We start from the raw sequence: 23,422 nt of genomic DNA, 5'->3' as shown, positions 1-23,422 counted from the left end.
TGTACGGACCTTCGCGAATGAATTCGCTCCTACTCAAGCTACTCCTGCGCTTTAGGCTTGAGGATCAACACCGCCAGCGGCGGCAGGCTCAATGAAACGGAAGTCGGCATGCCATGGCTCGGGCTGTCTTCGCTATGCACGCCACCACCATTGCCCAGGTTCGACCCGGCATAGGTTTCAGCATCACTGTTGAGCAACTCGACCCAGGTCCCGGCAAAAGGCACGCCCACACGGTAACCCTCACGAGGCACCGGTGTCATGTTGGCGACCACCAGCAGCGGCTCGCCCTCCTTGCTCCAGCGCAGCCACGCAAACACGCTGTTCGCCGCGTCGTCACCGATCAGCCACTGGAAGCCCATCGGCTCGGCATCACGCTCGTGCAGGGCCTTTTCCTGGCGATACAGACGATTGAGGTCCGATACCAGCTTTTTCACGCCGATATGCTCGGCATATTGCAGCAGGTACCAGTCCAGTTGCTCGTCGTGATTCCACTCGCGCCACTGACCGAACTCGCAACCCATGAACAACAGCTTCTTGCCCGGATGCGTCCACATGAAGGTCAGGTAGGCACGCAGGTTGGCGAATTTCTGCCAGCGATCACCCGGCATCTTGTCGATCAGCGAGTGCTTGCCGTGTACCACTTCATCATGGGAAATCGGCAGGATGAAACGCTCCGACCAGGCGTACACCAGGCCGAAACTCAGTTCGTTATGGTGATGGGCACGGTGAACCGGGTCTTGCTGCATGTAATGCAGCGAGTCATGCATCCAGCCCATGTTCCACTTGTAGGAGAACCCCAACCCACCCTGCTGGGTATTCTGGGTCACCCCCGGCCATGCCGTGGACTCCTCGGCAATCACCATCGTGCCCGGTGCCTCGATGGCGACCACGTCGTTGAGGTGACGCAGGAAATCGATGGCTTCGAGGTTTTCACGACCGCCAAACCGGTTCGGCACCCACTCTCCGGCCTTGCGCGAGTAATCGCGATACAGCATCGACGCCACGGCATCCACCCGCAAGCCATCGATATGGAAGTGCTTGAGCCAGTGCAGCGCCGAGGCCAGCATGAAGCCATGCACTTCAGTGCGGCCCAGGTTATAGATCAGGGTGTCCCAATCCTGGTGAAAACCTTCCTGAGGGTTGCCGTATTCATACAGTGCCGTGCCGTCGAACTGGGCCAGGCCATGGGCATCGGTAGGGAAATGCGCAGGCACCCAGTCCAGGATCACGCCGATTTCAGCCTGATGGCAGGCGTTGACAAAGAATGCAAAGTCCTCGGGCGAACCATAACGCGCCGTGGGAGCGAACTGCGCCAGCAATTGATAACCCCAGGAGCCACCGAAAGGATGCTCCATGATCGGCATCAGTTCGATATGGGTGAAACCCAGTTCCTTGACGTAAGGGATCAGCCTGTCGGCCAGTTCACGCCAGTTGTATTGCCGCCACTGGCTGCCGTCCTCGTTCTGCTCCATCTGCCAGGAACCGGCATGCAGCTCGTAGATCGACAGTGGCGCAGCATGGGTGTGGCGGTCGCCACGAGAATGCAGCCAGTCGTGGTCCTGCCAGTCGAATTGCAGAGGTTTGGCGACCTTTGATGCGGTATCGGGCGGCAAGGTGGTTGCCAGGGCCACCGGGTCACATTTCAGAGGCAGGATGCCCTGACTGCCCAGAATCTCGTACTTGTAGATCTCACCTGCCTGCAAGCGAGGCACGAACACTTCCCAGACACCGGTGGGATGACGCAGGCGCATCGGATGGCGGCGTCCGTCCCAGTTATTGAAGTTGCCTACCACCGAAACCCGGCGGGCATTGGGTGCCCAGACCGCAAAGCGCACGCCATCGATGCCAGCAACGTTGGTGATCTGTGCGCCCAGGCAACTGCTCAGGTCGCGATGATTGCCTTCGGCAAACAGGTACAGGTCCATTTCACCCAACAATGGACCGAAACTGTAGGGATCCTCAGTGACCTGCTCACCGCCTGCCCAGTTGATCTTCAACAGGTAGGGCTGTGCCTGCTCGAAATGCCCGACGAAAAAACCCGGCACTTCGCTCATCTGCAATTCGCCCAGATCCCGCCCGTCATCCTGGGCAAGCACCCGGACACTCAAGGCACCCGGCAGATAGGCGCGGATGAACTGCCCGTGAGCGCCATCGTCATGTGGCCCGAGAATGGAAAAGGGATCTCTGTGCTCCGCACGGATCAACGCATCCATATCGACGGCTGCGGGCATTGGTTGGCGGCCCGTGCCGATTTTGTCAGGCAAATTCATTTGGTTTCTCCATCGGATAATTCCAGCAACCCACGCAAGCCTTGCAAAGGCACGGCCAACCAACTCGGACGATTCTCGGCTTCGTAGATCACTTCATAAGCAGCTTTTTCCAGGGTGAACAATTCCAGCGCGGCGCTCTCCCCTGTCTTGTCTTTCCATTCATGGGCCAGACCGGCGGTTGCCTTGCGATAACCGCTCAGAAAAGACTCGCGGGCCTGAGACAGATAGGTTTCTGCCACAGACTTCCGGGCCACGCCAGCCTCTTCGGAGGTATCAACGCTCTGTGCGCTGCGCACGGCCATGGCGGCAGCGTAGTCGAAAGAGCGCAAAACGCCGCTGACGTCCTTGAACGGGCTGTGTTTGGCGCGCCGCTCGGGCAGGCTGCGGGCAGGTTCGCCCTCGAAATCGATCAGGTAGGCATCGCCCTTGACCACCAATACCTGGCCCAGGTGCAGGTCGCCGTGAACACGCATGCGCAAACCGCCCACCGAGCGTCTGGCCAGATCCTGCACATGATTCTGGATGGACTTGCGCCGGGCGATGAGGTCGCTGACCAGTTGCTGATCATTGGCATCCAGCGAATCCTTGCGCTGATCGAGCAACTCCAGGGCACGATCAAGCTGTGCGCCGACGCTCATCGCCGACGCCTGGCTGTCCTTGACACTGGTAACCTGCACCGCAAAATCCGGGTTATCGGTGGGAGCGGCCAGAACCTGGTGCATTTCTCCCAGCCGTTGCCCCAGATAGCGGGAGAAGTCCGCCAGTTCCAGCAAGGCGTTGTAATGCTGCTCCTGCTCGGACACACCATGAGCCAGGGCATCACGCACTGCACGCTCAAGGTTGTTCTGGGTCCACTCCCAGGCATCGCCCTGATTGCTCAGGTAGCCCTGGGCAATCATCAACAGGTGCGGTTGCCCGTCATTGCCGACTCGGGTCACGGCACCCAGCAAAGGCGAAATGTTCCGATAACCGGCATTGGTCAGGTAAGCACCCATTTCCAGCTCAGGGTGAGTCCCGGCGCTGACCTTGCGGATCAGCTTGAGCACCAGACTGCTGCCCACCACCACCGAGCTGTTGGACTGCTCGGCGGAGAGATAGCGCACCTCGGACTCATCGCCGAGTCCCAACGGAGCCAGCTGCGAGGTGTGCTCGAAGCGTAACTCGCCTTCGCTGCTGGCCAGTACAGTCTGATCCTGCATGCCCTGAATCACTGCGCGGATAAAGGTTTCCAAGGTGAAAGCATCGGTAATCAGACCGACTTGTCGACCGCGTCGTACACGGGCCAGCGCCAGTTGCTGGGGCAAGGCACTGCTGATGTCGTCTTCGGCCAGCAGCCCGAAAGGCAGTTGATAGCGCTCTGGCTGACCACCGGCCGTGACCTCGATTTCACTGAGCAGAACCGGATGCGCCGGGTCGCCAAAGCGCACGGCATAAGCGATATGGACATCGTCGATGGCCTTGTCCTTGCCCGCAAACCAGCGGCGCTTGGGCAGATAGACCGCCAGGGATGTGTTTTCCATCGTGCTGCGCAACGGCTCGTCGAGCAGTTCCTCAAGACGCTTCTTGAGTACCAGCGTGGGGAAGTCCGGCATGCTTTGCGCAGGTTCCACGTGCCAACTGGGCATTTGATTCTCCGGGGCAAGAAGAAACCAGTAAAAACCATAAGGTGGCAGCGTCAGCAGATAACTCAGTTGCCCGATCGGCGGGAAGGCACTGCCGCCGAGCATTTCCACCGGAACAGTGCCCGCATGGGCCGACAGCTCAAGCTCGGCGGCCTGGGCGGCACTGGACACGTTGGCTACGCACAAAATGATCTCGTTATGTCCATCCGACCCCGTGTATTCGCGAATGTAGGCCAGGATGCGACGATTGGACGGCGACAGCATTTTCAGGGTGCCGCGCCCGAAGGCCTTCTGCTGTTTACGTACGGCCAGCATGCGGCGATTCCAGTTCAGCAAGGAATGCGGGTCTTTCTCCTGGCTTTCGACGTTGACCGACTGATAGCCGTACAGCGGGTCCATGAGCGGCGGCAATACCAGACTGGCCGGGTCGGCTCGCGAGAAACCGCCATTGCGGTCGATGGACCACTGCATCGGCGTGCGAACCCCGTCGCGATCGCCCAGGTAGATGTTGTCACCCATGCCGATTTCATCGCCGTAATACAGCGTCGGCGTACCCGGCATGGACAACAGCATGCTGTTGAGCAGTTCGACCCGGCGACGGTCACGCTCCACCAGCGGAGCCAGACGTCGACGAATGCCCAGGTTGATGCGGGCACGCTTGTCGGCCGCGTAGTAATTCCACAGATAGTCCCGCTCACGATCGGTGACCATCTCCAGGGTCAACTCATCGTGATTGCGCAGAAAGATCGCCCACTGGCAGTTGGCCGGAATTTCCGGTGTCTGGCGCAGAATGTCAGTGATCGGGAAGCGGTCCTCCTGAGCCAGCGCCATGTACATGCGCGGCATCAGCGGAAAGTGAAACGCCATATGACATTCATCGCCATCCGGGCCGTGGGTGTCACCGAAATACTGTTGCGTGTCCTCCGGCCATTGATTGGCCTCGGCCAGCAGCATGCGATCAGGATAATGGGCATCGATCTCGGCGCGGATACGCTTGAGGACCTGATGAGTCTCGGGCAGGTTCTCGTTGTTGGTGCCATCGCGCTCGATCAGATAAGGAATGGCATCCAGACGCAGGCCATCGACGCCCAGATCCAGCCAGAAGCGCATGACATCCAGCACCGCATCCATCACATGGGGATTGTCGAAGTTCAGGTCCGGCTGGTGGGAGTAGAAACGGTGCCAGAAGTACTGACCGGCCACCGGGTCCCAGGTCCAGTTGGACTTTTCCGTGTCCAGGAAGATGATCCGCGTGCCTTCGTACTTCTGATCGGTATCGGACCACACATAAAAGTCGCGAGCCTTGGAGCCGGGCTTGGAGTGCCGCGCCTTCTGGAACCACGGGTGCTGGTCCGAGGTGTGATTGATGACCAGCTCGCTGATGACCCGCAAGCCGCGCTTGTGAGCCTGAGCGATAAATTTTTTGGCATCGGCCATGGTCCCGTAATCGCTGTGCACATCGCGATATTCGGAAATGTCGTAGCCATCGTCACGCCGTGGCGAGGGATAGAACGGCAGCAGCCAGATGGTGTTGACGCCCAGCTCGGCAATGTAATCGAGCTTGTCGATCAGGCCGGCAAAGTCACCGACACCATCGTTGTTGGAATCGAAGAACGACTTGACGTGAACCTGATAGATGACCGCGTCCTTGTACCAGAGCGGGTCGTTGATGAATGTGGCGTTAGGTGCTTTCTTCTTCGCCATTGCGGGCTCCTGCCTCTTCAATTCGCGGCCTGGATACGCCAGATGCCAAATGGCTGATACGAAGGGTCGATTCGCATCCACTGAATCTTGCCGTACCAGGTCCAGCGATGCCCGGTCATCAGGTCTTCACCCGACGTTGCAGCATCGTCGGGCAACCCCATGTCCCACAGCGGCAACTCGAAGTGCGCTTCCTGGGCATTGAACGGATCGAGGCTGACCGCGACCAGAATGAAGTTGCTGCCATCATCCGAGCGCTTGCCGAAATACAGAATATTGTCGTTCCAGGCCGCATACAGCTTCAGGCCCAGATGCGTCTGCAGGGCCGGGTTCTGCCTGCGAATGCGGTTGAGCTGGGCGATCTCGGCAATGATATTGCCCGGTGCCGTGAAGTCCCGGACCCGGATCTCATACTTCTCGGAGTCCAGGTATTCCTCCTTGCCGGGGATCGGAGCCGACTCGCACAACTCGAAGCCCGAATACATGCCCCACAGGCCCGAGCCCATGGTGGCCAGCGCAGCACGGATCAGAAAACCCGCGCGCCCCGACTCATGGAGAAAATACGGATTGATGTCCGGCGTATTGACGAAGAAGTTGGGGCGATAGCAATCACGCAATGGCGCCTGATTGAGCTGGGTCAGGTATTCGGACAGCTCGGCCTTGGTGTTGCGCCAGGTGAAATAGGTATAGCTCTGGGAGTAACCGACCTTGCCCAGCCGTGCCATCATCGCGGGCTTGGTAAAAGCCTCGGCCAGAAACATCACATCGGGGTGCTGACGACGAATGTCATCGATCATCCACTGCCAGAACGGCAACGGCTTGGTGTGCGGGTTATCGACCCGAAAGATCTTCACACCCTCCTCGACCCAGCCCAGCACGATATCCCGCAACTCCAGCCAGAGGCTGGGAATCGCATCGGCGGTATAGAAGTCGACGTTGACGATGTCCTGATATTTCTTCGGCGGGTTTTCCGCATAACGGATGGTGCCGTCCGGACGCCAGGAGAACCAGCCCGGATGCTGCTTGAGCCACGGGTGATCCTGAGAACACTGAATGGCAAAATCCAGAGCGATTTCCAGACCATGCTCTGCGGCGGCCGCTACCAGACTACGGAAGTCCTCAAGGGTACCCAGTTGCGGGTGAATGGCCTCATGGCCGCCGTCTTCACTGCCAATGGCATAAGGGCTACCAGGATCATCCGGGCCTGCGGTCAGCGAGTTATTGGGGCCTTTGCGATGGGCGCGGCCAATGGGATGGATGGGCGGGAAATACAGCACATCGAAGCCCATGTCCCGGATCATCGGCAGGCGCGAGTGCACATCATTGAAGGTGCCATGCCGCGCCGGGTCATCAGTGATCGAGCGGGGAAACAACTCATACCAGCTGGCGAACTGCGCCAGTTGCCGTTCCACATCCAGCGGAAACTCGATGCTGCGGCTCAGAAACGCACGGTTGTCTGCCTGAACCATCAAGGCCGAGGTTTCACTGTGCAAGAGCAATGCGACACGGCCATCGGCGTCTATCTGGCCGAGACGTTCGAGAACGCTTTCGATCTGCTGACGCAAGGCTCCCTGACTGCGTTCGGCCGCATGCAGCAGATGCAGGCGCCCTTCTTCCAGCTCCAGCTCGATTGACACACCGGCTGCGAACTTTTTCTCCAGTTCGTAGCGATAGCTGGCGTACTGATCGATCCAGGCCTCCAGGCGAAACACGTAACGGTCAACCGATGTCGGGGTGAACTCACCGATCCAGCTGTCATTGCCCAGGTCACGCAGCGAAGCATCCTGCCAGTTCTCTTCACCATCGGCCCGCCAACAGACACGCACCGCCAGCTTGTCATGCCCGTCGGCAAACACCTTGCTGGTCACCGTGACCTTCTGCCCGACGATGCCCTTCACGGCAAACAACCCGCCATCGATCACCGGCATGGTGTCTTCGATCACGATGCGCGGCAATTGCAGGGCTTGGGTCAGGGTCAAGGGACGGGTTGGGTGTGGAACATCAGTGGCCAGAGAATCCGGGCCGTATGGCTGATCAGCAGTCACATTCATCGAGCATCACTCCTCACGCCCCTGGGACGCTCCTGTGCAATCCATGCAGAAAAAGGTTTTGTATCGATGCGGTGCGGACAGGGAAAGACAGTCCTGATTCGTCTCAATCTGTCGCATGGTTTTCCGAGCCGCCTGCACAGGCAAAGTTCAAAAAGTTTGAGAACGAGCCTCAGCGTAGACGAATCTGTCAGCTCAGAGCTGGGCCATTCCACAGCGCATAACGCCTGAGCGGCTAAGGAAAGCAAAACCTGGACGACCGTTTGTCGGCTTTTTTGGGGAGGTATGTCAAGCGGGCAGCGTTGAAGCGGTGGGAGTCGGAGCCGCGCTGTCGCGCAGCAAACAAGGAGCGCGCTTGCCCTAGGCGGCACTCCGACGACCGAGTGCGAAGCGCTCGCAAAATCTACGACTGCTACGCAGCCGGTCGCGGGCAAGCGCGCTCCTTGTATGGCAACTATCGACATTTCTGGTGTCGATAGTTCTCGACTGATCATCGAGGGAGGGCCAAGAAGCTGTCGCGCTCCTAAGGCCCAGAGCCTGCAATACGTAGATTGAGCTCTGGCCCTCCACCCTCACTCAGCAAGTCCGAACGGTATCTGGTGCCCGTCAGTGACGTGAGCACGTATTGAATTGCAAGGCTGGACAGAGTGCAGCTCGATCATCACCCAACTGATCAAGGAGCCCATATGCCTGTAGCTGTCGGCGTCGATTGCGCTAAGAAAACCTTTGATATCGCTCTGCTCCAGGGCAACCAAAAATTTCGTACCAAAGCCAAGCTGGCCAATACGGAGGCTGGTTTCAATCAGTTCGAGCAGTGGCTGGAAACGCATGCAGAGAAAGCCTGCTGGGTCGTCATGGAAGCAACGGGCATCTACTACGAAGCCTTGGCTGAATTTCTCTACGCCAGAGGATTCAAGGTCGCAGTGCTCAATCCAGCCATCATTCATGCCTATGGCAAAGAGGATCTGCGGCGAGTCAAGACGGACAAGGCAGACGCCAAGCTCATTGCCCGGTACGGTTCTGAGCGAACTCACAAACTGCGAGAGTGGACACCGGAACCTCCGTCACAGCGGCGTTTACGGGCGCTGGTACGCCGACTGGAGGACTTGCAGGAAATGCGGCAGATGGAAGCCAATCGCCTGGAAGTTTGCGACGTCAGCGTTCAGCACTCCATACGGTCGCTCATCGACTCCCTTGACGAGCAGATCGAACACACCAGAAAAAAGATTCGTCAGCACATTGATGACGATCCCGATCTGCGCGGCAAGCGTGATTTGATCGTATCAATCGACGGTCTGGGTGACACAAGTGCGGCCTCTCTGCTGGCAGAGCTTGGGGATCCACTTAAGTACAAAGGGGCTCGTGCCATTGTGGCATTTGCCGGCCTTAACCCGGTACCTGACCAATCAGGTGAATACACAGGGCCGACGCCCATCTCCAAAACCGGGTCCGCCAGACTGCGTAAAAGCCTGTATATGCCCGGCATTGTGGCCTCCCGCCATAACGCCGTGATTAAGGCTCAAAGCGATAGGCTCAAGGCGCGAGGCAAAGCGCCCCAACAGATCATCTGCGCAGCCATGCGTAAGCTCTTGCACCTGGTGTATGGCGTGATCAAGTCAGGCAAGCCATACGATCCTAAATATGCGATGGCTGTGTAAAAGACGCCCCTTACATCCGGTATTGCAAGGGGCTGATCAAGACGGTATCTACAATGCCGCATGTTCCATCTTGTTTGATGAGAGATGGCTTTGAGGTAAATGTGCGCAGTCATCTCAGGACAAAACAGTCTGAATTCAAAACCGCACCCGACTGTCAAACATCACGACCGCCACTTATCTGGTATCGAGGTGAACACCATGAATATCCCCATTCCTGCCGAAACACCGGATCCGAATATCGATAATCCCGCCCTGCCCGTGCCGCCTCCCGCCGAAGAGCCGCCACCGACCATGCCGCCGGTGATTCAGCCACCGGCGGGCGATCCACCGCCGCAGGAGCCACCTGTGATTGTGATGGATGACTTGCCGAAATGACCGGGCTTTTCGCGAATGAATTCGCTCCCACCCCCCCCTGTAGGAGCGACTTCAGTCGCGAAGAGCCGAACACATCTGATCCGTATTTTCCAACCCAACCTGCATCTGTTCTGCAAACAGTCTCGCCTCTATAGTCAGGCCACTTGATCAATGGTGATGCCATGAAGCGTTACGAGAAGTATGCCGACGATGTAGCCGAGTTGATTCGCAGTGGCGTGTTGGGGCCGGATCAGCGGGTGCCTTCTGTGCGTTATGCAAGCCAGACCCATGGCATCAGCCCTTCCACCGTGTTCCAGGCCTATTACCTGCTGGAGCGTCGCGGGCTGATTCGGGCGCGGGCGCGCTCGGGGTATTTCGTCAACAGCATTGTCGGCAATGCTCCCAAACCGTTCAGCGAGCCGCAGGCCAGCACTCAGGTCAATGAATCCACCGAGGTGGATGTCAGTGAGCTGGTGTTTTCGGTGCTGGACTCCATCAAGGACCCCAATACCGTGCCCTTCGGCTCGGCTTTCCCCAGTCCGATGCTGTTTCCGCTGCCGCGCCTTTCCCGCTCACTGGCCAGCGCCAGCCGTGAAATGGACCCGCGCATGGTGGTCACCGACATGTCGCCGGGCAATCCACAGTTGCGTCGCCAGATTGCCTTGCGCTACATGGTCAACGGCCTGGTGTTGCCCATGGAGGAATTGCTGATTACCAACGGCGCACTGGAAGCCCTGAACCTGTGCCTGCAGGCCGTCACCGAGCCGGGTGATCTGGTGGCCATCGAAGCTCCGGCGTTCTATGCCTGCCTGCAAGTGCTGGAGCGCCTGAAACTCAAGGCGGTGGAGATTCCGACGCATCCCCGTGACGGTATCGATCTGGGCGTGTTGAAGCAGACGCTGGAGCACCACCCGATCAAGGCCTGCTGGTGCATGACCACCTTTCAGAACCCTACCGGCGCGCTGGTGCCCGAAGCGCGCAAGCGTGAGCTGGTGGAGTTGTTGCGCGAGCATCAGGTGCCATTGATCGAGGATGATGCCTACGCCGAACTCTATTACGGCCCTCAGGCACCGAAGCCGGCCAAGGCTTTCGATACCGACGGACTGGTCATGCACTGCGGCTCGTTTTCCAAAAGTCTGGCACCGGGTTACCGGATCGGCTGGGTGGCGGCAGGCCGTTATGCACAGAAGATCGAACGCCTGAAATTGATGACGTCACTGTGCGCCTCAATGCCCGCTCAGGCAGCCATTGCGGACTATCTGCAGCACGGCGGCTATGACCGGCACCTGCGCAAGCTGCGCTACGCACTGGAAGATCAGCAGCGGGCCATGCTGGGCGCCATCGGTCGGTACTTCCCGACACAGACCCGGGTCAGCCAGCCGGTAGGCGGTTATTTTCTGTGGGTCGAGTTGCCGGAACCCCTCGACTCGCTGAAAGTCTTCCAGGTGGCGCTGGCACAAGGGATCAGTATTGCGCCGGGGCCGATCTTTTCGCCGACCCGACGTTTTGGCAACTGCATTCGCCTGAACTACGGCAGCCCCTGGACCACGGCCTGCGAAAAGGCCATGGAAACCCTGGGGCGTATCATTCGTTCGCTGCTGGACAACTGAGTTTCAGCGCCCGCCCGCCGCATCGATGAATGTGCCGGTCACGTATGAGGCCTGGTCCGACAGCAGCCAGATAATCGTCTCGGCCACCTCTTCGGGTTTGCCACCGCGGCACATGGGGATATCTCCTTCAAGCTTGCTGACCCGAAACGGGTCGCCGCTCAAGGCATGGAAATCGGTGAAGATGAACCCCGGTCTTACCGCATTGACCCGAATCCCCTCGCCCGCGACCTCCTTGGACAAGCCGGTGGTGAAGGTATCCAGTGCGCCCTTGGAAGCGGCGTAATCGATATATTCCCCCGGCGCGCCCAGTCGGGCGGCAGCCGAGGTCACGTTGACGATGCAGCCACCGTTACCGCCATGGCGCGGCGACATGCGCAACAAGGCGTGCTTGCTGCACAGCATCGGGCCGACCACGTTGGTCATCATGATCTTGAGCATGCGGAACTCGGACATGTCGTCCAGTCGCGAGGTATGGGCAATGGTCCCGGCGTTGTTGACCAGGTGAGTGACAGGCCCCAGCTCTGAATCGATACGCGCGTAGAGGCGAATGATTTCGTCCTCGTTACTGACATCGGCCTGTACCGTAATGGCCTGCGCGCCCAGTTCCCGTACCCGGGTACATATTTTCTCGGCAGAAGCATGGTCGGACAGGTAATTGATGCAGATTCGATAACCGTGCGAAGCAGCCAGAAGCGCCGTGGCAGCACCGATCCCGCGGGAGCCGCCGGTAATGAGGAGGACTTTATCCATGAATGTCTCTCGTGGGTTTTTCAGGGGCCAGGGATCGCCAGGGATCCGTTGCTCACACAGAGCCTAGCGGACCCACGGCGCTCGCATGCAGAATCGATCCTGCCAGCGTTTTGATATGAACGCCATCCTGTATTTCAACCATCGTTCCATTCAGCCTCGGCGATGACTCCTCCTCGATCGACTGGATATGACTCATGAATTGTTGCGCAGGCAGCGGATGCCCCAGCAGGTAGCCCTGCAAGGCATTGCAACCCAGGTTGGTAAGAAAGCTCTGCTGGACACTGTTTTCGACGCCTTCGGCAACAATACGCAAGTCCAGGGCCCGGCCCACGGCGACGATGGCTGAAACGATGGCGGCATCATCGAGGTCATGGTCCAGGTCACGAACGAAACCACGGTCGATCTTGATTTCATTGGCTGGCAGATGCTTGAGGTACATCAGGCTGGAATAACCGGTGCCGAAATCGTCAATGGAAATATCGACGCCCATGGCCGAGAGCTTCTGCAAGACCTCCATGGTGACCTCGGCGTTGCTCATGGCCGTGGTTTCGGTGATTTCCAGGGTCAGGCAATTGGGCGCGAGCCGGTGTCTGGACAAGGTATTGGCGACCGTCATAACCAGCCCGGCATGACAGAACTGCAAGGCCGACAGGTTCACCGCAATACGCCAGTGGGTGTAGCCCTGGGCATACCACTCACTCATCTGGCGACAGGCTTCATCGAGCACCCATTCGCCAATCGGGATAATCAGACCGGTCTTTTCCGCCAGTTCGATGAACGTGTCCGGCCCGAGCATGCCCTGCTCCGGGTGATTCCAGCGCAGCAAGGCTTCAGCCCCGACAGGCGTATTGGTGACCGCATCGAACTTGGGCTGATAGTGCAGAGAGAAATGCTTGAGCTTGATGGCTGTGCGCAAGTCTTGCAGGACTTGCATCTGATTGCGGGCATTGGCGTTCATCGAGGACTCGAAGAAGCTGTAACCGTTCTTGCCGGCAGCCTTGGCGTGGTACATCGCTGCGTCGGCGTTCATCAGCAGTTCATGCAGGGTCTGGCCATTGCCCGGGTACATGCAGATCCCGATGCTGACCGAAACCTGCAGAGTGTGCCCGGCAATCTCGAACGGTTGGGCAATCACATTCACCTGACGGGAAGCCACGGCCAATGCATCTTCGACATCCTGCAACTCCATCAGCAGCACGAACTCATCGCCACCGATACGCGCCAGTGTGTCATGGCGGTGCAGGTTTTCCCGCAGGCGCAACGCGACCTGACGCAACAACTGATCGCCGACATGATGACCGAACGCATCGTTTACCGGCTTGAAGCCATCCAGATCCATGAACATAAGTGCAAAATAGCCGCCACTTTCGTTCGCCTTCTTCATGGCCTGCTCGATACGATCCGCCAGCAGTACACGGTTGGGCAGACTGGTCAGGCTGTCATGCAAGGCCAGGTGGGTCAGTTCGCGATTGGCTTCCATCAGCGAATTGGCCAGCACGGCAGTGCGGGCTTCCAGGCGGGCATCGAGGATCGAGCTCAGGAGCACGATCGTCAGCACCGCCAGGCTGGTGACCAGCACCAGCTTGTCCAGGCCGTCGGTTTTGAGCCCGTTACCCAGCGCGCCGCAGAAGCTGCCTTCGGGAAAACTGGCCGCCGCCATGCCGGTGTAGTGCATGCCGACGATGGCCATGCCCATGACCACCGCAGCCCCGGCACGGACCAGAAACACATTGGAAGTCCGGTTACGCAAACGGAAGGCAATCCAGATGGCCGCCGCTGAAGCCCCCACGGCAATCAGCAAGGACAGGATAAACAGAAAGGGGTCGTATTCGATGCCGGGCTGCATACTCATCGCAGCCATGCCGGTGTAATGCATGGCACTGATGCCGCCACCCATGAACAAGGCGCCGAGCGCAAGGTGAGACAGGGGTAATTGCGGTTGATTGACCAGCCACAAGGCAATCCCCGAAGACACCATGGCAATCAGCAGTGACCACAGGGTCAGGGAGATATCGAACCCCACCTCGATGGGCAACTGGAAAGCCAGCATCCCGATAAAGTGCATGGAACAGATGCCGATGCCCATGGCAAAGGCTCCGCCGCCCATCCATATGTAAACGGCGCGGCCTTTGGCCGAAGCAATCCGGCCTGCCAGATCGAGAGCGGTATACGAAGCAAGAATCGCAACGAATATGGAGATGAAGACCAGTGAGGGCGTGTAATGACCAGTCAACATGAGCGCTCCTGTGACATGGATCCGGTTAACGCATCCATGCCAAACAGTTGCTGGCAATTCTACGCAAAAGCAGGAAAATGTCGCGTCAGGCGCTCACAAATATGGCTATTAGCCACATACAAATTAACTATTTCAGACGGATAGCACATTGACGCCATCCGCCCTCCTCTATGTGCTGATCACTCCTTGATCTGCAGACCACTCCGGGAATCCCAGCCACCACCCATTGCGGCGATCAGCTGCACACTGGCAATCAGGCGACTTTGCAGCACATTCAAGACGCTGCGCTCGTTGCTCAGCGCGGTGGTCTGCACATTGACCACGTCCAGATAGCCGATGACTCCGGCCTTGTACTGGTTGCTGGTCAGGCGCAGGGATTCACGGGCAGCATCCAGCGCTTCCTGCCGAACGGCCGCTTCCTCCTCGTAAACCTTGAGCTGAACCATGTAGTTTTCCACTTCCTGGAAGCCGTTCAGGACCGTTTGCCGGTATTGCGCAACGGTCTGGTCATAGACGGCCTCAATGCGATCGACTTCCGCAGAGCGTCTGCCAGCATCGAACAGCGTCAGGGCCATTTGCGGCCCGACCGACCAGAAGCGGTTCGGCAGGCTGATCCAGTTGGAAAACGAATTGCTGTTATAGCCGCCACTCAGGCTCAGGGTGAAATCCGGGTAGTAAGCAGCCTTGGCGACACCGATATTGGCGTTGGCAGCCATGATCGAGCGTTCGGCAGCCGCGATATCGGGACGGCGCTCCAGCAGTTGCGAAGGAATACCCACCGGAATCTGCGGCAACTCGGGGATCGTGGTCGTGGCAGGCAGATTGAACTCGGCCGGCGCCATCCCCATCAGCACGGCAATGGCATTCTCGAACTGAGCACGCTGCCAGGTCAGGTCGATCAGATCGGCCTGGGTGGTCTTGAGCTGGGTCTGGGCCTGGGCTACGGCTTCACGACCGGAAATACCGGCCTGATACTGATTGCGGGTCATGGTCAGGGAGCGTTCGTAAGCCTGGACAGTGGACTCCAGCAAACGCTTCTGCTCATCCAGCACCCGCAATTGCAGGTAGTTCTGCACCAGCTCCGATTGCAGGCTCAACTGCATGGCAGCCAGATCCGCAAGGCTGGCCTGGGCGCTGGCGGTGTCGGCTTCCAGGCCACGGCGCAACTTGCCCCAGATATCGGCCTCCCAACTCACGCCCAGTTGAGCATTGTAGGAGTCGTTGATGCCACTGGAACTTGAGGTACTGCTGCTGGAGGAACCCTGGCTCGAGCGGGTCTTGCCAGCCGTCAGGTCCAGCGTGGGAAACAGCGCGCCACGGGAACTGCGCACCAATGCCCTGGCCTGCCGGTACTGGGCTTCGTATTGCGCAACCGTCTGGTTGGAGCTGTTGAGCCGCTCCACCAGCGCATTGAGTTCACTGTCGCCATAAACCTCCCACCATGCGCCACGGGCCATGGCATCGCTCGGTGTCGCCTGACGCCAGCCTTCGGCCGCCTTGAACTGCAAAGGCGTGGTCACTGACGGCTTGTGGTAGTCAGGCCCTACGGCACAGGCGCTCAGCAGCAGGACGCAAAGCCCCGTTGCCAAGGGCCGGACAAGCCACTGCGGGTTGGATTTGATTGCCGGATGGTCAGTCATAGCGGGGTTTCCAGAGCAGCATCGGTGCGCACGCCACGCCAGCGATTGAATCGGTGGCGCAGCCGGTCGAGATAGAGGTAAACCACGGGGGTGGTGTAAAGGGTCAGAATCTGGCTGAAGACCAGCCCGCCGATAATCGTCAGGCCCAGCGGACGGCGCATTTCCGCACCTTCGGCATTACTCAGCAGGAGCGGCAAGGCACCCAGAATGGCAGCAATCGTGGTCATGAGGATCGGCCTCAGACGTTGCAGGCAGGCACTGCGGATCGATTCCTGGGGCGTCATTCCTGATTCACGTTCCAGATGCAGGGCCAGGTCGATCATCATGATGGCGTTTTTCTTCACGACCCCGATGAGCAGAAACAGCCCCAACAGGGAGATCAGGCTGAATTCCCCGCCCAGCACATAGATGCTCAGCAAGGCTCCGACACCGGCCGACGGCAGGGTCGAGAGGATCGTCAAGGGATGAATGTAGCTTTCGTAAAGAATCCCCAGCACCAGATAAACCGCCAGCAAGGCCCCGAGAATCATGAGTGGCTGGCCTTTCTGAGTGGCCGCAAAGGCGTCGGCGGCACCGGCCATCTTGGAAATGACTTCCGAAGGCAAGCCGACCCTGGCAATCGCACGCTCGATGGCCACTGTCGCCGTGTCGAGGCTGACGCCTTCGGCCAGATCGAAGGAGATGCTTTCCGAAGCGAACTGGCCTTCATGGGACACCCGGTCATTGGCAAGACTGCGCTCGTAATGGGCAATGCTCGACAATGGCACGCGCTGCCCGTCTGCAGTAATCACCTGCACCTGCTGCAACGTGACCGGGTCCTGCGCGTATCGGGGATTGACCTCCATCACCACCTGATACTGGTTCAGGGTGTCATAGATAGTGGAAACCTGACGCTGGCTATAGGCGTTGTTGAGCACGGTGGTCACCATGTTCATGTCAATACCCAGGCGCTTGGCCGCATCCCGATTGACCACCAGCGTGACCTGCTGGGCGCCGCGCCCTTCACGGGCGTCGATGGCGGTCAGCTCAGGCAACGCCTTGAGGGCTGCCACGACTTTCGGATACCACTCGCGCAGGCTGGGCAGGTCACCGCTTTGCAGGATGTATTGATACTGGGAACTGGCCTGTTCACGACCACCGCCCAGTTGCAGATCCTGATCCGGCGCCAGGAACAATCGCCCGCCCGGCACATGGGGCAGGTTCTTGCGCAGACGCTCGACCACCTGGGTAGCAGACAGCTTGCGCTCGGAAACCGGCTTGAGGCGCACGATCATGAAAGCATTGTTGGTGCCGCCACTGCCGCCGATAAAGCCCGCGACACTCTGCACGGCAGGGTCGGCCAGCACGGCGCGGCGGAAGATTTCCATCTTGGGCTGCATCACAGTGAACGAAAGACCGTCATCGCCACGAATGAACCCCATCAGTTGCCCCGTATCCTGCTGCGGCAGGAAGGTCTTGGGCACCACCACATACAACGCGACGTTCACCACGATGGTAATCAGCAGGCTGAGCAGCGTCAGACGCGGGTGGCGCAGCACCCAGCCAAGGGAACGGTCATAGCCGACCACCATGCGATCGTTGACGCGCTGGCTCCAGCGTTGAAAAGCAGTCTTTTCCTGCTTCTGAGGCTTGAGCCAGCGCGCGCAGAGCATCGGCGTCAACGTCAGGGAAACCAGCAGTGAAACGATGATCGCCACCGACAGCGTGATGGAGAACTCCCGGAACAGGCTTTCCACCAGGCCGCCCATGAACAGGATCGAGATGAACACGGCCACCAGCGAAACGTTCATGGACAACAGCGTGAAACCGACTTCCTTGGACCCCAGGTAAGCCGCCTTCAGGGGCGGGACACCTTCATCGATGTGCCGGGAAATGTTCTCCAGCACCACGATTGCGTCGTCCACCACCAGCCCGGTAGCCAGAATCAGGGCCATCAGCGACAGGTTGTTCAGGGAGAAGCCACACAGGTACATGATGGCGAACGTGCCCACCAGGGAAACCGGCACCGCCAGTGTCGGGATCAGAGAGGCCCGCAGACTGCCCAGAAACAGGAACACCACCAGAATCACCAGAACCACGGCGATCAGCAGGGTCATCTCGGCTTCATGCAGCGTGGCCTTGATGACCGGCGAACGGTCCATGGCGATGTTCAGCTTCACACTGGCAGGCAAGACCGCCTGCAAGGCAGGCAACTGCTCCTTGATCTGCGCCACCGTCTCGATGATGTTGGCACCGGCCTGACGGTTGATGACCAGCAGCACCGCCGACTGATCATTGAAGAAACCACTGTTGTAGCGGTTTTCCACGGCGTCGCTGACCTTGGCCACATCCTTGAGACGCAGTGCCGCGCCATCCTGATAGCGAATGATCAGTGGCGCGTAATCCTTGGCCTTTTCCAGCTGGTCGTTGGCCTGGACCTGCCAGTTATGCTGGCTGTCTTCGACAAAACCCTTGGGGCGACGCACGTTGGAGCCGGTGATGGTGGTACGCACTTCGTCGAGGGAAACACCGTACTGGTCCAGCATGTTCGGTTCCAGCTCGATACGCACGGCCGGCAGCGAACTGCCGCCAATCTGCACTTCGCCGACACCGGTCACCTGAGACAGGCTCTGGGACAGGATGGTGGAAGCCAGATCGTAGAGCTGCCCTTTTTCCAGCACATCGGAAGTCAGGGTCAGCACCATGATCGGTGCCTGGGAAGGGTTGACCTTCTTGTAGGTCGGCATGCTGCGCATACCGCTGGGCAACAGATTGCGCGAGGCGTTGATTGCCGCCTGCACTTCCCGCGCCGCACCGTTGATATCCCGGTCCAGGTCGAACTGCAGGATCACCCGGGTCGTACCCTGGCTCGAACTGCTGCTCATGGTATTGATGCCGGCGATGGACCCCAAGGAGCGCTCCAGTGGCGTGGCCACACTGGAGGCCATGATCTCGGGACTCGCGCCCGGCAGGCTGGCCGACACCACAATCACCGGGAAATCCATGTTCGGCAACGGCGCCACGGGCAACAGCCTGAAACTGACCGCGCCCAGCAGCATGATTGCCAGACTCAGCAGGACGGTGGCGACCGGCCTGCTGATAAAGGGTGCGGACAGGTTCATGCTTCGACCTGTCTTGAGTCAGACTTGCGCGCCCAGCGACGGCCCAGACGATCGAAGTACAGGTAGATCACCGGGGTCGTGAACAGCGTGAGGATCTGGCTGAGCAACAGGCCGCCAACCATCACCAGTCCCAGCGGCTGGCGCAGCTCTGCGCCGGAGCCGGTGGCCAGCATCAGCGGTATCGCGCCGAACAGCGCCGCCAGGGTCGTCATCAGAATCGGCCGGAAACGCAGCAACGCCGCTTCATAGATGGCCGTCTCGGGGTCGATGCCGCGATTACGTTCGGCGTCCAGGGCGAAGTCGATCATCATGATGGCGTTCTTCTTGACGATACCGATCAGCAGAATGATGCCGATAATGGCGATCATCCCCAGATCGTTGCCGCTGATCATCAGGGCCAGCAAGGCGCCCACCGCTGCCGATGGCAGGGTCGAGAGAATGGTGATCGGGTGGATATAACTCTCGTAGAGCACGCCCAGCACGATGTACATGGTCACCACCGCCGCCAGGATCAGCAGCAGCGTGCTGGACAGCGAGGCCTGGAACGCTGCGGCAGCGCCCTGGAACTGGGTCTGCACGCCAATCGGCATACCAATGTCTTTCTGTACCTGCTCGATCACCTTGACCGCTTCGCCCAGCGCCACATCAGGTGCGAGGTTGAACGACATCATGACCGCCGGGAACTGCCCCATATGGGCAATCGCCAGTTGTGCCTGACGCTGCTCGACCCTGGCCAGACTCGATAGCTTGACCTGACCGCCATCGGTGGTCTTGACGTGAATCTGCTCCAGCGCCTTGGGACCCAGTTCGTTGCCGGAAGCCGCCTGCAGTACCACTCGATACTGGCTGGCCTGGGTGTAGATGGTGGAAATCTGCCGCTGACCGAAAGCGTCGTACAGCGCATCGGTGATATTGGCCACGGTAACGCCCACGCGGCTTGCAGCATCGCGGTCGATCATCAGGTAAACCTGCAAGCCCTTGTCCTGCAGGTCACTGGCGACATCGGTCAGTTCCGGGCGCTTGCTCAGGGCGTCCACCAGCTTGCCGCTCCACAGACTGAGCAGTTCGGCGTCGGGTGACGACATGCTGAACTGGTACTGGGTCCGGCTGACCCGGTCTTCGATGGTCAGGTCCTGCACCGGCTGCATGAACAGACGAATGCCCGACAAGCCGTCCAGTTGAGGTTGCAGACGCTGGATGACCTGCATGGCCGTCAGGTCGCGCTCGCCATGGGGTTTGAGGTTGATCAGGAGGCGGCCGCTGTTGAGCGTCGCGTTGTCACCATCGACACCTATATAGGAAGACAGGCTGGCAACGGCAGGATCCTTGAGAATGATGTCCGCCAGCGATTGCTGACGCTCGCTCATGGACTTGAACGACACCGACTGTGGCGCTTCGGAAATCCCCTGGATCACGCCAGTGTCCTGCACCGGAAAGAACCCCTTGGGAACGGCCATGTAAAGCAAGACGGTCAAACCCATCGTACCGATGGCCACCAGCAGAGTCAGAGGCTGATGCTTGAGTACCCAGCGCAGCTTGTCGGAATAGATGCGGATCAGCCAGTCGATCCAGGCACCGCTGGCGCGGTAGAAACGCCCCTGCTCTTCTTCCTTTGGCTCGCGCTTGAGCAAGCGGGCGCACATCATCGGGGTCAGTGTCAGGGATACAACAAGGGAAATCAGGATCGCCACGGCCAGGGTAATGGCGAACTCCCGGAACAAACGCCCCACCACATCGGCCATGAACAGCAGCGGGATCAATACGGCAATCAGCGACAGGGTCAGGGAAATCAGCGTGAAGCCGATCTGCTTCGCGCCCTTCAAGGCTGCCTGAAAAGGTGTTTCACCTTCTTCGATATGCCGGGAAATGTTCTCCAGCATCACGATGGCATCGTCCACCACAAAGCCGGTAGCGATGGTCAGGGCCATCAGTGTGAGGTTGTTGATGGAGAAACCGGCCAGATACATCACGCCAAACGTGCCGATCAGGGACAACGGCACGGCAATCGACGGAATGATGGTTGCGCTGACACGGCGCAGAAACAGGAAGGTCACCAGTACCACGAGCACGATGGCGATCAGCAACTCATGCTGAACGTCGGTGACGGAGGCACGAATGGTCTGGGTGCGGTCGGTCAGTACAACCACATCCAGCCCGGCCGGAAGGTTGTCCGTGATGCTGGGCAGCAAGGCCTTGATCCGGTCGACCACCTCGATGACGTTGGCACCGGGCTGACGCTGGATATTAAGCAGCACCGCCTGATTGCGGTTGGCCCAGGCGGCCAGTCGCTCGTTTTCCGCACCATCGACGATCTGCGCCACATCTTTCAGGCGCAGCGGCGCACCATTGCTGTAGGCCAGGATCAGGTTGGCGTATTCCTCGGGAGACTTGAGCTGGTCGTTGGCATCGAGCATCGACACCCGGGTCGGACCATCGAAGTTACCCTTTGGCTGGTTGACGTTGGAGGCACTGATCAGCGTGCGCACATCCGCCAGATTCAGACCGTTGGCAGCCAGGGCTTCGGGGTTGACCTTGATCCGCACCGCCTGACGCTGCCCGCCCGCGATGCTGACCATACCGACGCCGCTGATCTGGGAGATTTTCTGCGCCATGCGCGTATCCACCAGATCGTTGAGTTTGGGCAGCAGCATGGTCCTGGAGGTGATTGCCAAGGTCAGGACCGGCGTATCCGCCGGGTTGACCTTGTTGTAGACCGGTGGCGCAGGCAGATCATTGGGCAACAGGTTGGTCGCGGCATTGATGGCCGCCTGCACCTCCTGCTCGGCCACGTCCATATTGATTTCAAGATTGAAACGCAAGGTGATGACCGACGCGCCACCCGAACTGGTGGACGCCATCTGGTCCAGCCCCGGCATCTGCCCGAACTGTCGCTCCAGCGGCGCCGTCACGGCACTGGTCATGACCTGCGGGCTGGCGCCCGGATACAGGGTCATGACCCGGATGGTCGGGTAATCCACCTGTGGCAGGGCCGAAACCGGCAACAGGGTGTAGGCGATCAAACCGGCCAGCACAATCGCCAGCATGCTCAGCGTGGTGGCGACCGGACGCAGGATGAACAGGCGCGACATGTTCATGCTTGGTTTTTTTCCACCTTGTCGGCCGAGGCCGATTTATCGGTGGCCTTGTCAGGCTTGCCCTGCAACTGCTGGCCTGGAGTGGACGGCACGTCCTTGCTGTCAGTGACCACCTCCACTGCGGCACCGTCGCGCAGACGGTCGGTGCCTTCGAGCACGACCTGGGCACCGGCAGCCAGGCCTTCGAGCACGACGGTCGAGGTTTCATCGCTCGGGCCGGTCTTGAGCAGGTTGATCTTGACCTTCTTGTCGCCGTCCAGCGCATAGACAAAGGTGCCATTTGTGCCGAACTGCACGGCCGCTGTAGGTACCAGCACCGCTTGCTTGAGGGTGTCCGCACGCAAGCGCACATTCACGAACTGATTGGGGAACAGCACTTCATCGCGGTTTTCAAAACGGGCCTTGAACTTCAGGGTGCCGGTGGTGACATCGATCTGGTTGTCCAGGCTGGCGAGCACACCGGTGGCCTGCAACTTGAGGTCGCCCCGGTCCCAGGCCTCGACAGGCAATTTGTCGCTGCTGCGGTAACGGGCAATGACAGCTGAAAGGTCTTTCTCCGGCAAGGTGAAGTTGACCGAAATAGGCTGGGTCTGGGTAATCACCACCAGTGCCGTGGTGTCGTTGGCAGCGACCAGATTGCCGATGTCCAGTTGCTTGAGGCCGACACGTCCGGCAATCGGGGCCTTGATGCGGGTGAAGTCCAGATTGAGCTTCGCCTCCGCCACAGCCGCCTGATTGGACTTGATGGTCCCCTGGTACTGGTTCACCAGAGATTCGGCAGTGTCCAGGGTCTGCTTGGCGATGCTGTCCTCGGCGAACAGACCGCGGTAACGCTGCACGTCGAGCTGGGCGTTCTTCAACAGCGCCTGATTGGTCGCCAGGGTGCCTTCAGCCTGTTGCAGCGCAACCTGATAGGGCCGTGGATCGATTTCGGCCAGAAGGTCGCCCGCCTTGACCATCTGCCCTTCCTGGAAGTGGATACGGACCAGTTCGCCCGCCACACGGCTGCGCACATTAATGGTGTTGGTCGCAGTCACCGTGCCCAGCGCCTTGTAATAGATCGGGAAGTCGCCCTGGGTCACCGGGGCAACCCGCACCGGAACCGCTGCCGCCGAACCACCGAAGCCTGGCCGCGCCGCTTTGCCTGCGCTTGCCGCTGCCGGTGCCTTGCCCGACTCGGCGCCCTTGTGGGACGGAGAGGACGCAGGCCAGAACCACCAGCACAAACCGACGATAACCAACAGGACCAGCAGACTGATCAACCAGCGACGGGAATTACGGGGGCCAGACGATTGCATGAATAAATCAACCATTACAGGTGGGGTTCTTCAGGAGGC

At 59.4% G+C, this 23,422-nt stretch carries 11 protein-coding genes and 1 pseudogene; 3 read left to right on the top strand and 9 right to left on the bottom strand.

The genetic code is table 11. From position 1 onward, the window contains the following. Positions 1-38 precede the first annotated feature (38 nt). The 3 genes from glgB to KQP88_RS11925 are packed head-to-tail and all read right to left on the bottom strand — an operon-like array spanning position 39 to position 7,644. Positions 39-2,270: a 1,4-alpha-glucan branching protein GlgB gene (gene glgB / locus KQP88_RS11935; protein WP_216705796.1), complete on the bottom strand. Its 2,232-nt coding sequence runs from the start codon at positions 2,268-2,270 to the stop codon at positions 39-41. Continuing rightward, a complete protein-coding gene (gene treS, locus KQP88_RS11930) occupies positions 2,267-5,596 on the bottom strand; it encodes a maltose alpha-D-glucosyltransferase (RefSeq protein ID WP_216705795.1) in 3,330 nt (1,109 codons plus the stop codon). The genes glgB and treS overlap by 4 nt, the downstream gene beginning before the upstream one ends. A gap of 17 nt (positions 5,597-5,613) precedes the next feature. Next, positions 5,614-7,644, bottom strand: a complete 2,031-nt coding sequence (locus KQP88_RS11925; RefSeq protein ID WP_216705794.1) for an alpha-1,4-glucan--maltose-1-phosphate maltosyltransferase — start codon at positions 7,642-7,644, stop codon at positions 5,614-5,616. Between the two features lie 683 nt (positions 7,645-8,327). On the opposite strand from KQP88_RS11925, the gene KQP88_RS11920 reads away from it, so the two are divergent. The 3 genes from KQP88_RS11920 to mapR all read left to right on the top strand — a co-directional run bounded on the left by KQP88_RS11920 (position 8,328) and on the right by mapR (position 11,263). Further along, on the top strand, positions 8,328-9,299 hold the full coding sequence (locus KQP88_RS11920) for an IS110 family RNA-guided transposase (RefSeq protein WP_216704101.1): 972 nt from the start codon (positions 8,328-8,330) through the stop codon (positions 9,297-9,299). A gap of 198 nt (positions 9,300-9,497) precedes the next feature. After that, on the top strand, positions 9,498-9,674 hold the full coding sequence (locus tag KQP88_RS11915; RefSeq protein ID WP_216705793.1) for a hypothetical protein: 177 nt from the start codon (positions 9,498-9,500) through the stop codon (positions 9,672-9,674). A 161-nt stretch (positions 9,675-9,835) separates the two neighbouring features. After that, a complete protein-coding gene (mapR, locus tag KQP88_RS11910; protein WP_216705792.1) occupies positions 9,836-11,263 on the top strand; it encodes a GntR family transcriptional regulator MpaR in 1,428 nt (475 codons plus the stop codon). A 3-nt stretch (positions 11,264-11,266) separates the two neighbouring features. Here the strand turns inward: mapR and KQP88_RS11905 are convergent, their stop codons facing one another. The 6 genes and pseudogenes from KQP88_RS11905 to KQP88_RS11880 form a co-directional block, all read right to left on the bottom strand. Then, complete coding sequence (locus KQP88_RS11905; protein ID WP_216705791.1) at positions 11,267-12,013, bottom strand: SDR family oxidoreductase; 747 nt, start codon at positions 12,011-12,013, stop codon at positions 11,267-11,269. 172 nt (positions 12,014-12,185) lie between these two features. Further along, positions 12,186-14,249: pseudogene (locus tag KQP88_RS11900) on the bottom strand (putative bifunctional diguanylate cyclase/phosphodiesterase); the annotation flags it as partial. Positions 14,250-14,428: 179 nt separating this feature from the next. After that, positions 14,429-15,889, bottom strand: coding sequence for an efflux transporter outer membrane subunit (locus tag KQP88_RS11895; protein WP_216705789.1), 1,461 nt, complete (start codon positions 15,887-15,889; stop codon positions 14,429-14,431). Next, positions 15,886-18,990, bottom strand: coding sequence for an efflux RND transporter permease subunit (locus KQP88_RS11890; RefSeq protein ID WP_216705788.1), 3,105 nt, complete (start codon positions 18,988-18,990; stop codon positions 15,886-15,888). Before KQP88_RS11890 ends, KQP88_RS11895 begins: the two co-directional genes overlap by 4 nt. Beyond that, positions 18,987-22,085 (bottom strand): MdtB/MuxB family multidrug efflux RND transporter permease subunit, encoded by a 3,099-nt coding sequence (locus KQP88_RS11885; RefSeq protein ID WP_200992314.1) that lies wholly within the window; start codon positions 22,083-22,085, stop codon positions 18,987-18,989. The genes KQP88_RS11890 and KQP88_RS11885 overlap by 4 nt, the downstream gene beginning before the upstream one ends. Continuing rightward, entirely contained in the window at positions 22,082-23,398 is a 1,317-nt protein-coding gene (locus tag KQP88_RS11880) for an MdtA/MuxA family multidrug efflux RND transporter periplasmic adaptor subunit (RefSeq protein ID WP_200992315.1), read from the bottom strand. Before KQP88_RS11880 ends, KQP88_RS11885 begins: the two co-directional genes overlap by 4 nt. Positions 23,399-23,422: the final 24 nt, after the last annotated feature.

Origin of the sequence: Pseudomonas lijiangensis (assembly GCF_018968705.1) — a bacterium.
Lineage (GTDB): Bacteria > Pseudomonadota > Gammaproteobacteria > Pseudomonadales > Pseudomonadaceae > Aquipseudomonas > Aquipseudomonas lijiangensis.
Note: the sequence above shows the minus strand (reverse complement) of the source record. Positions and strands in the feature narration are given on the sequence as shown.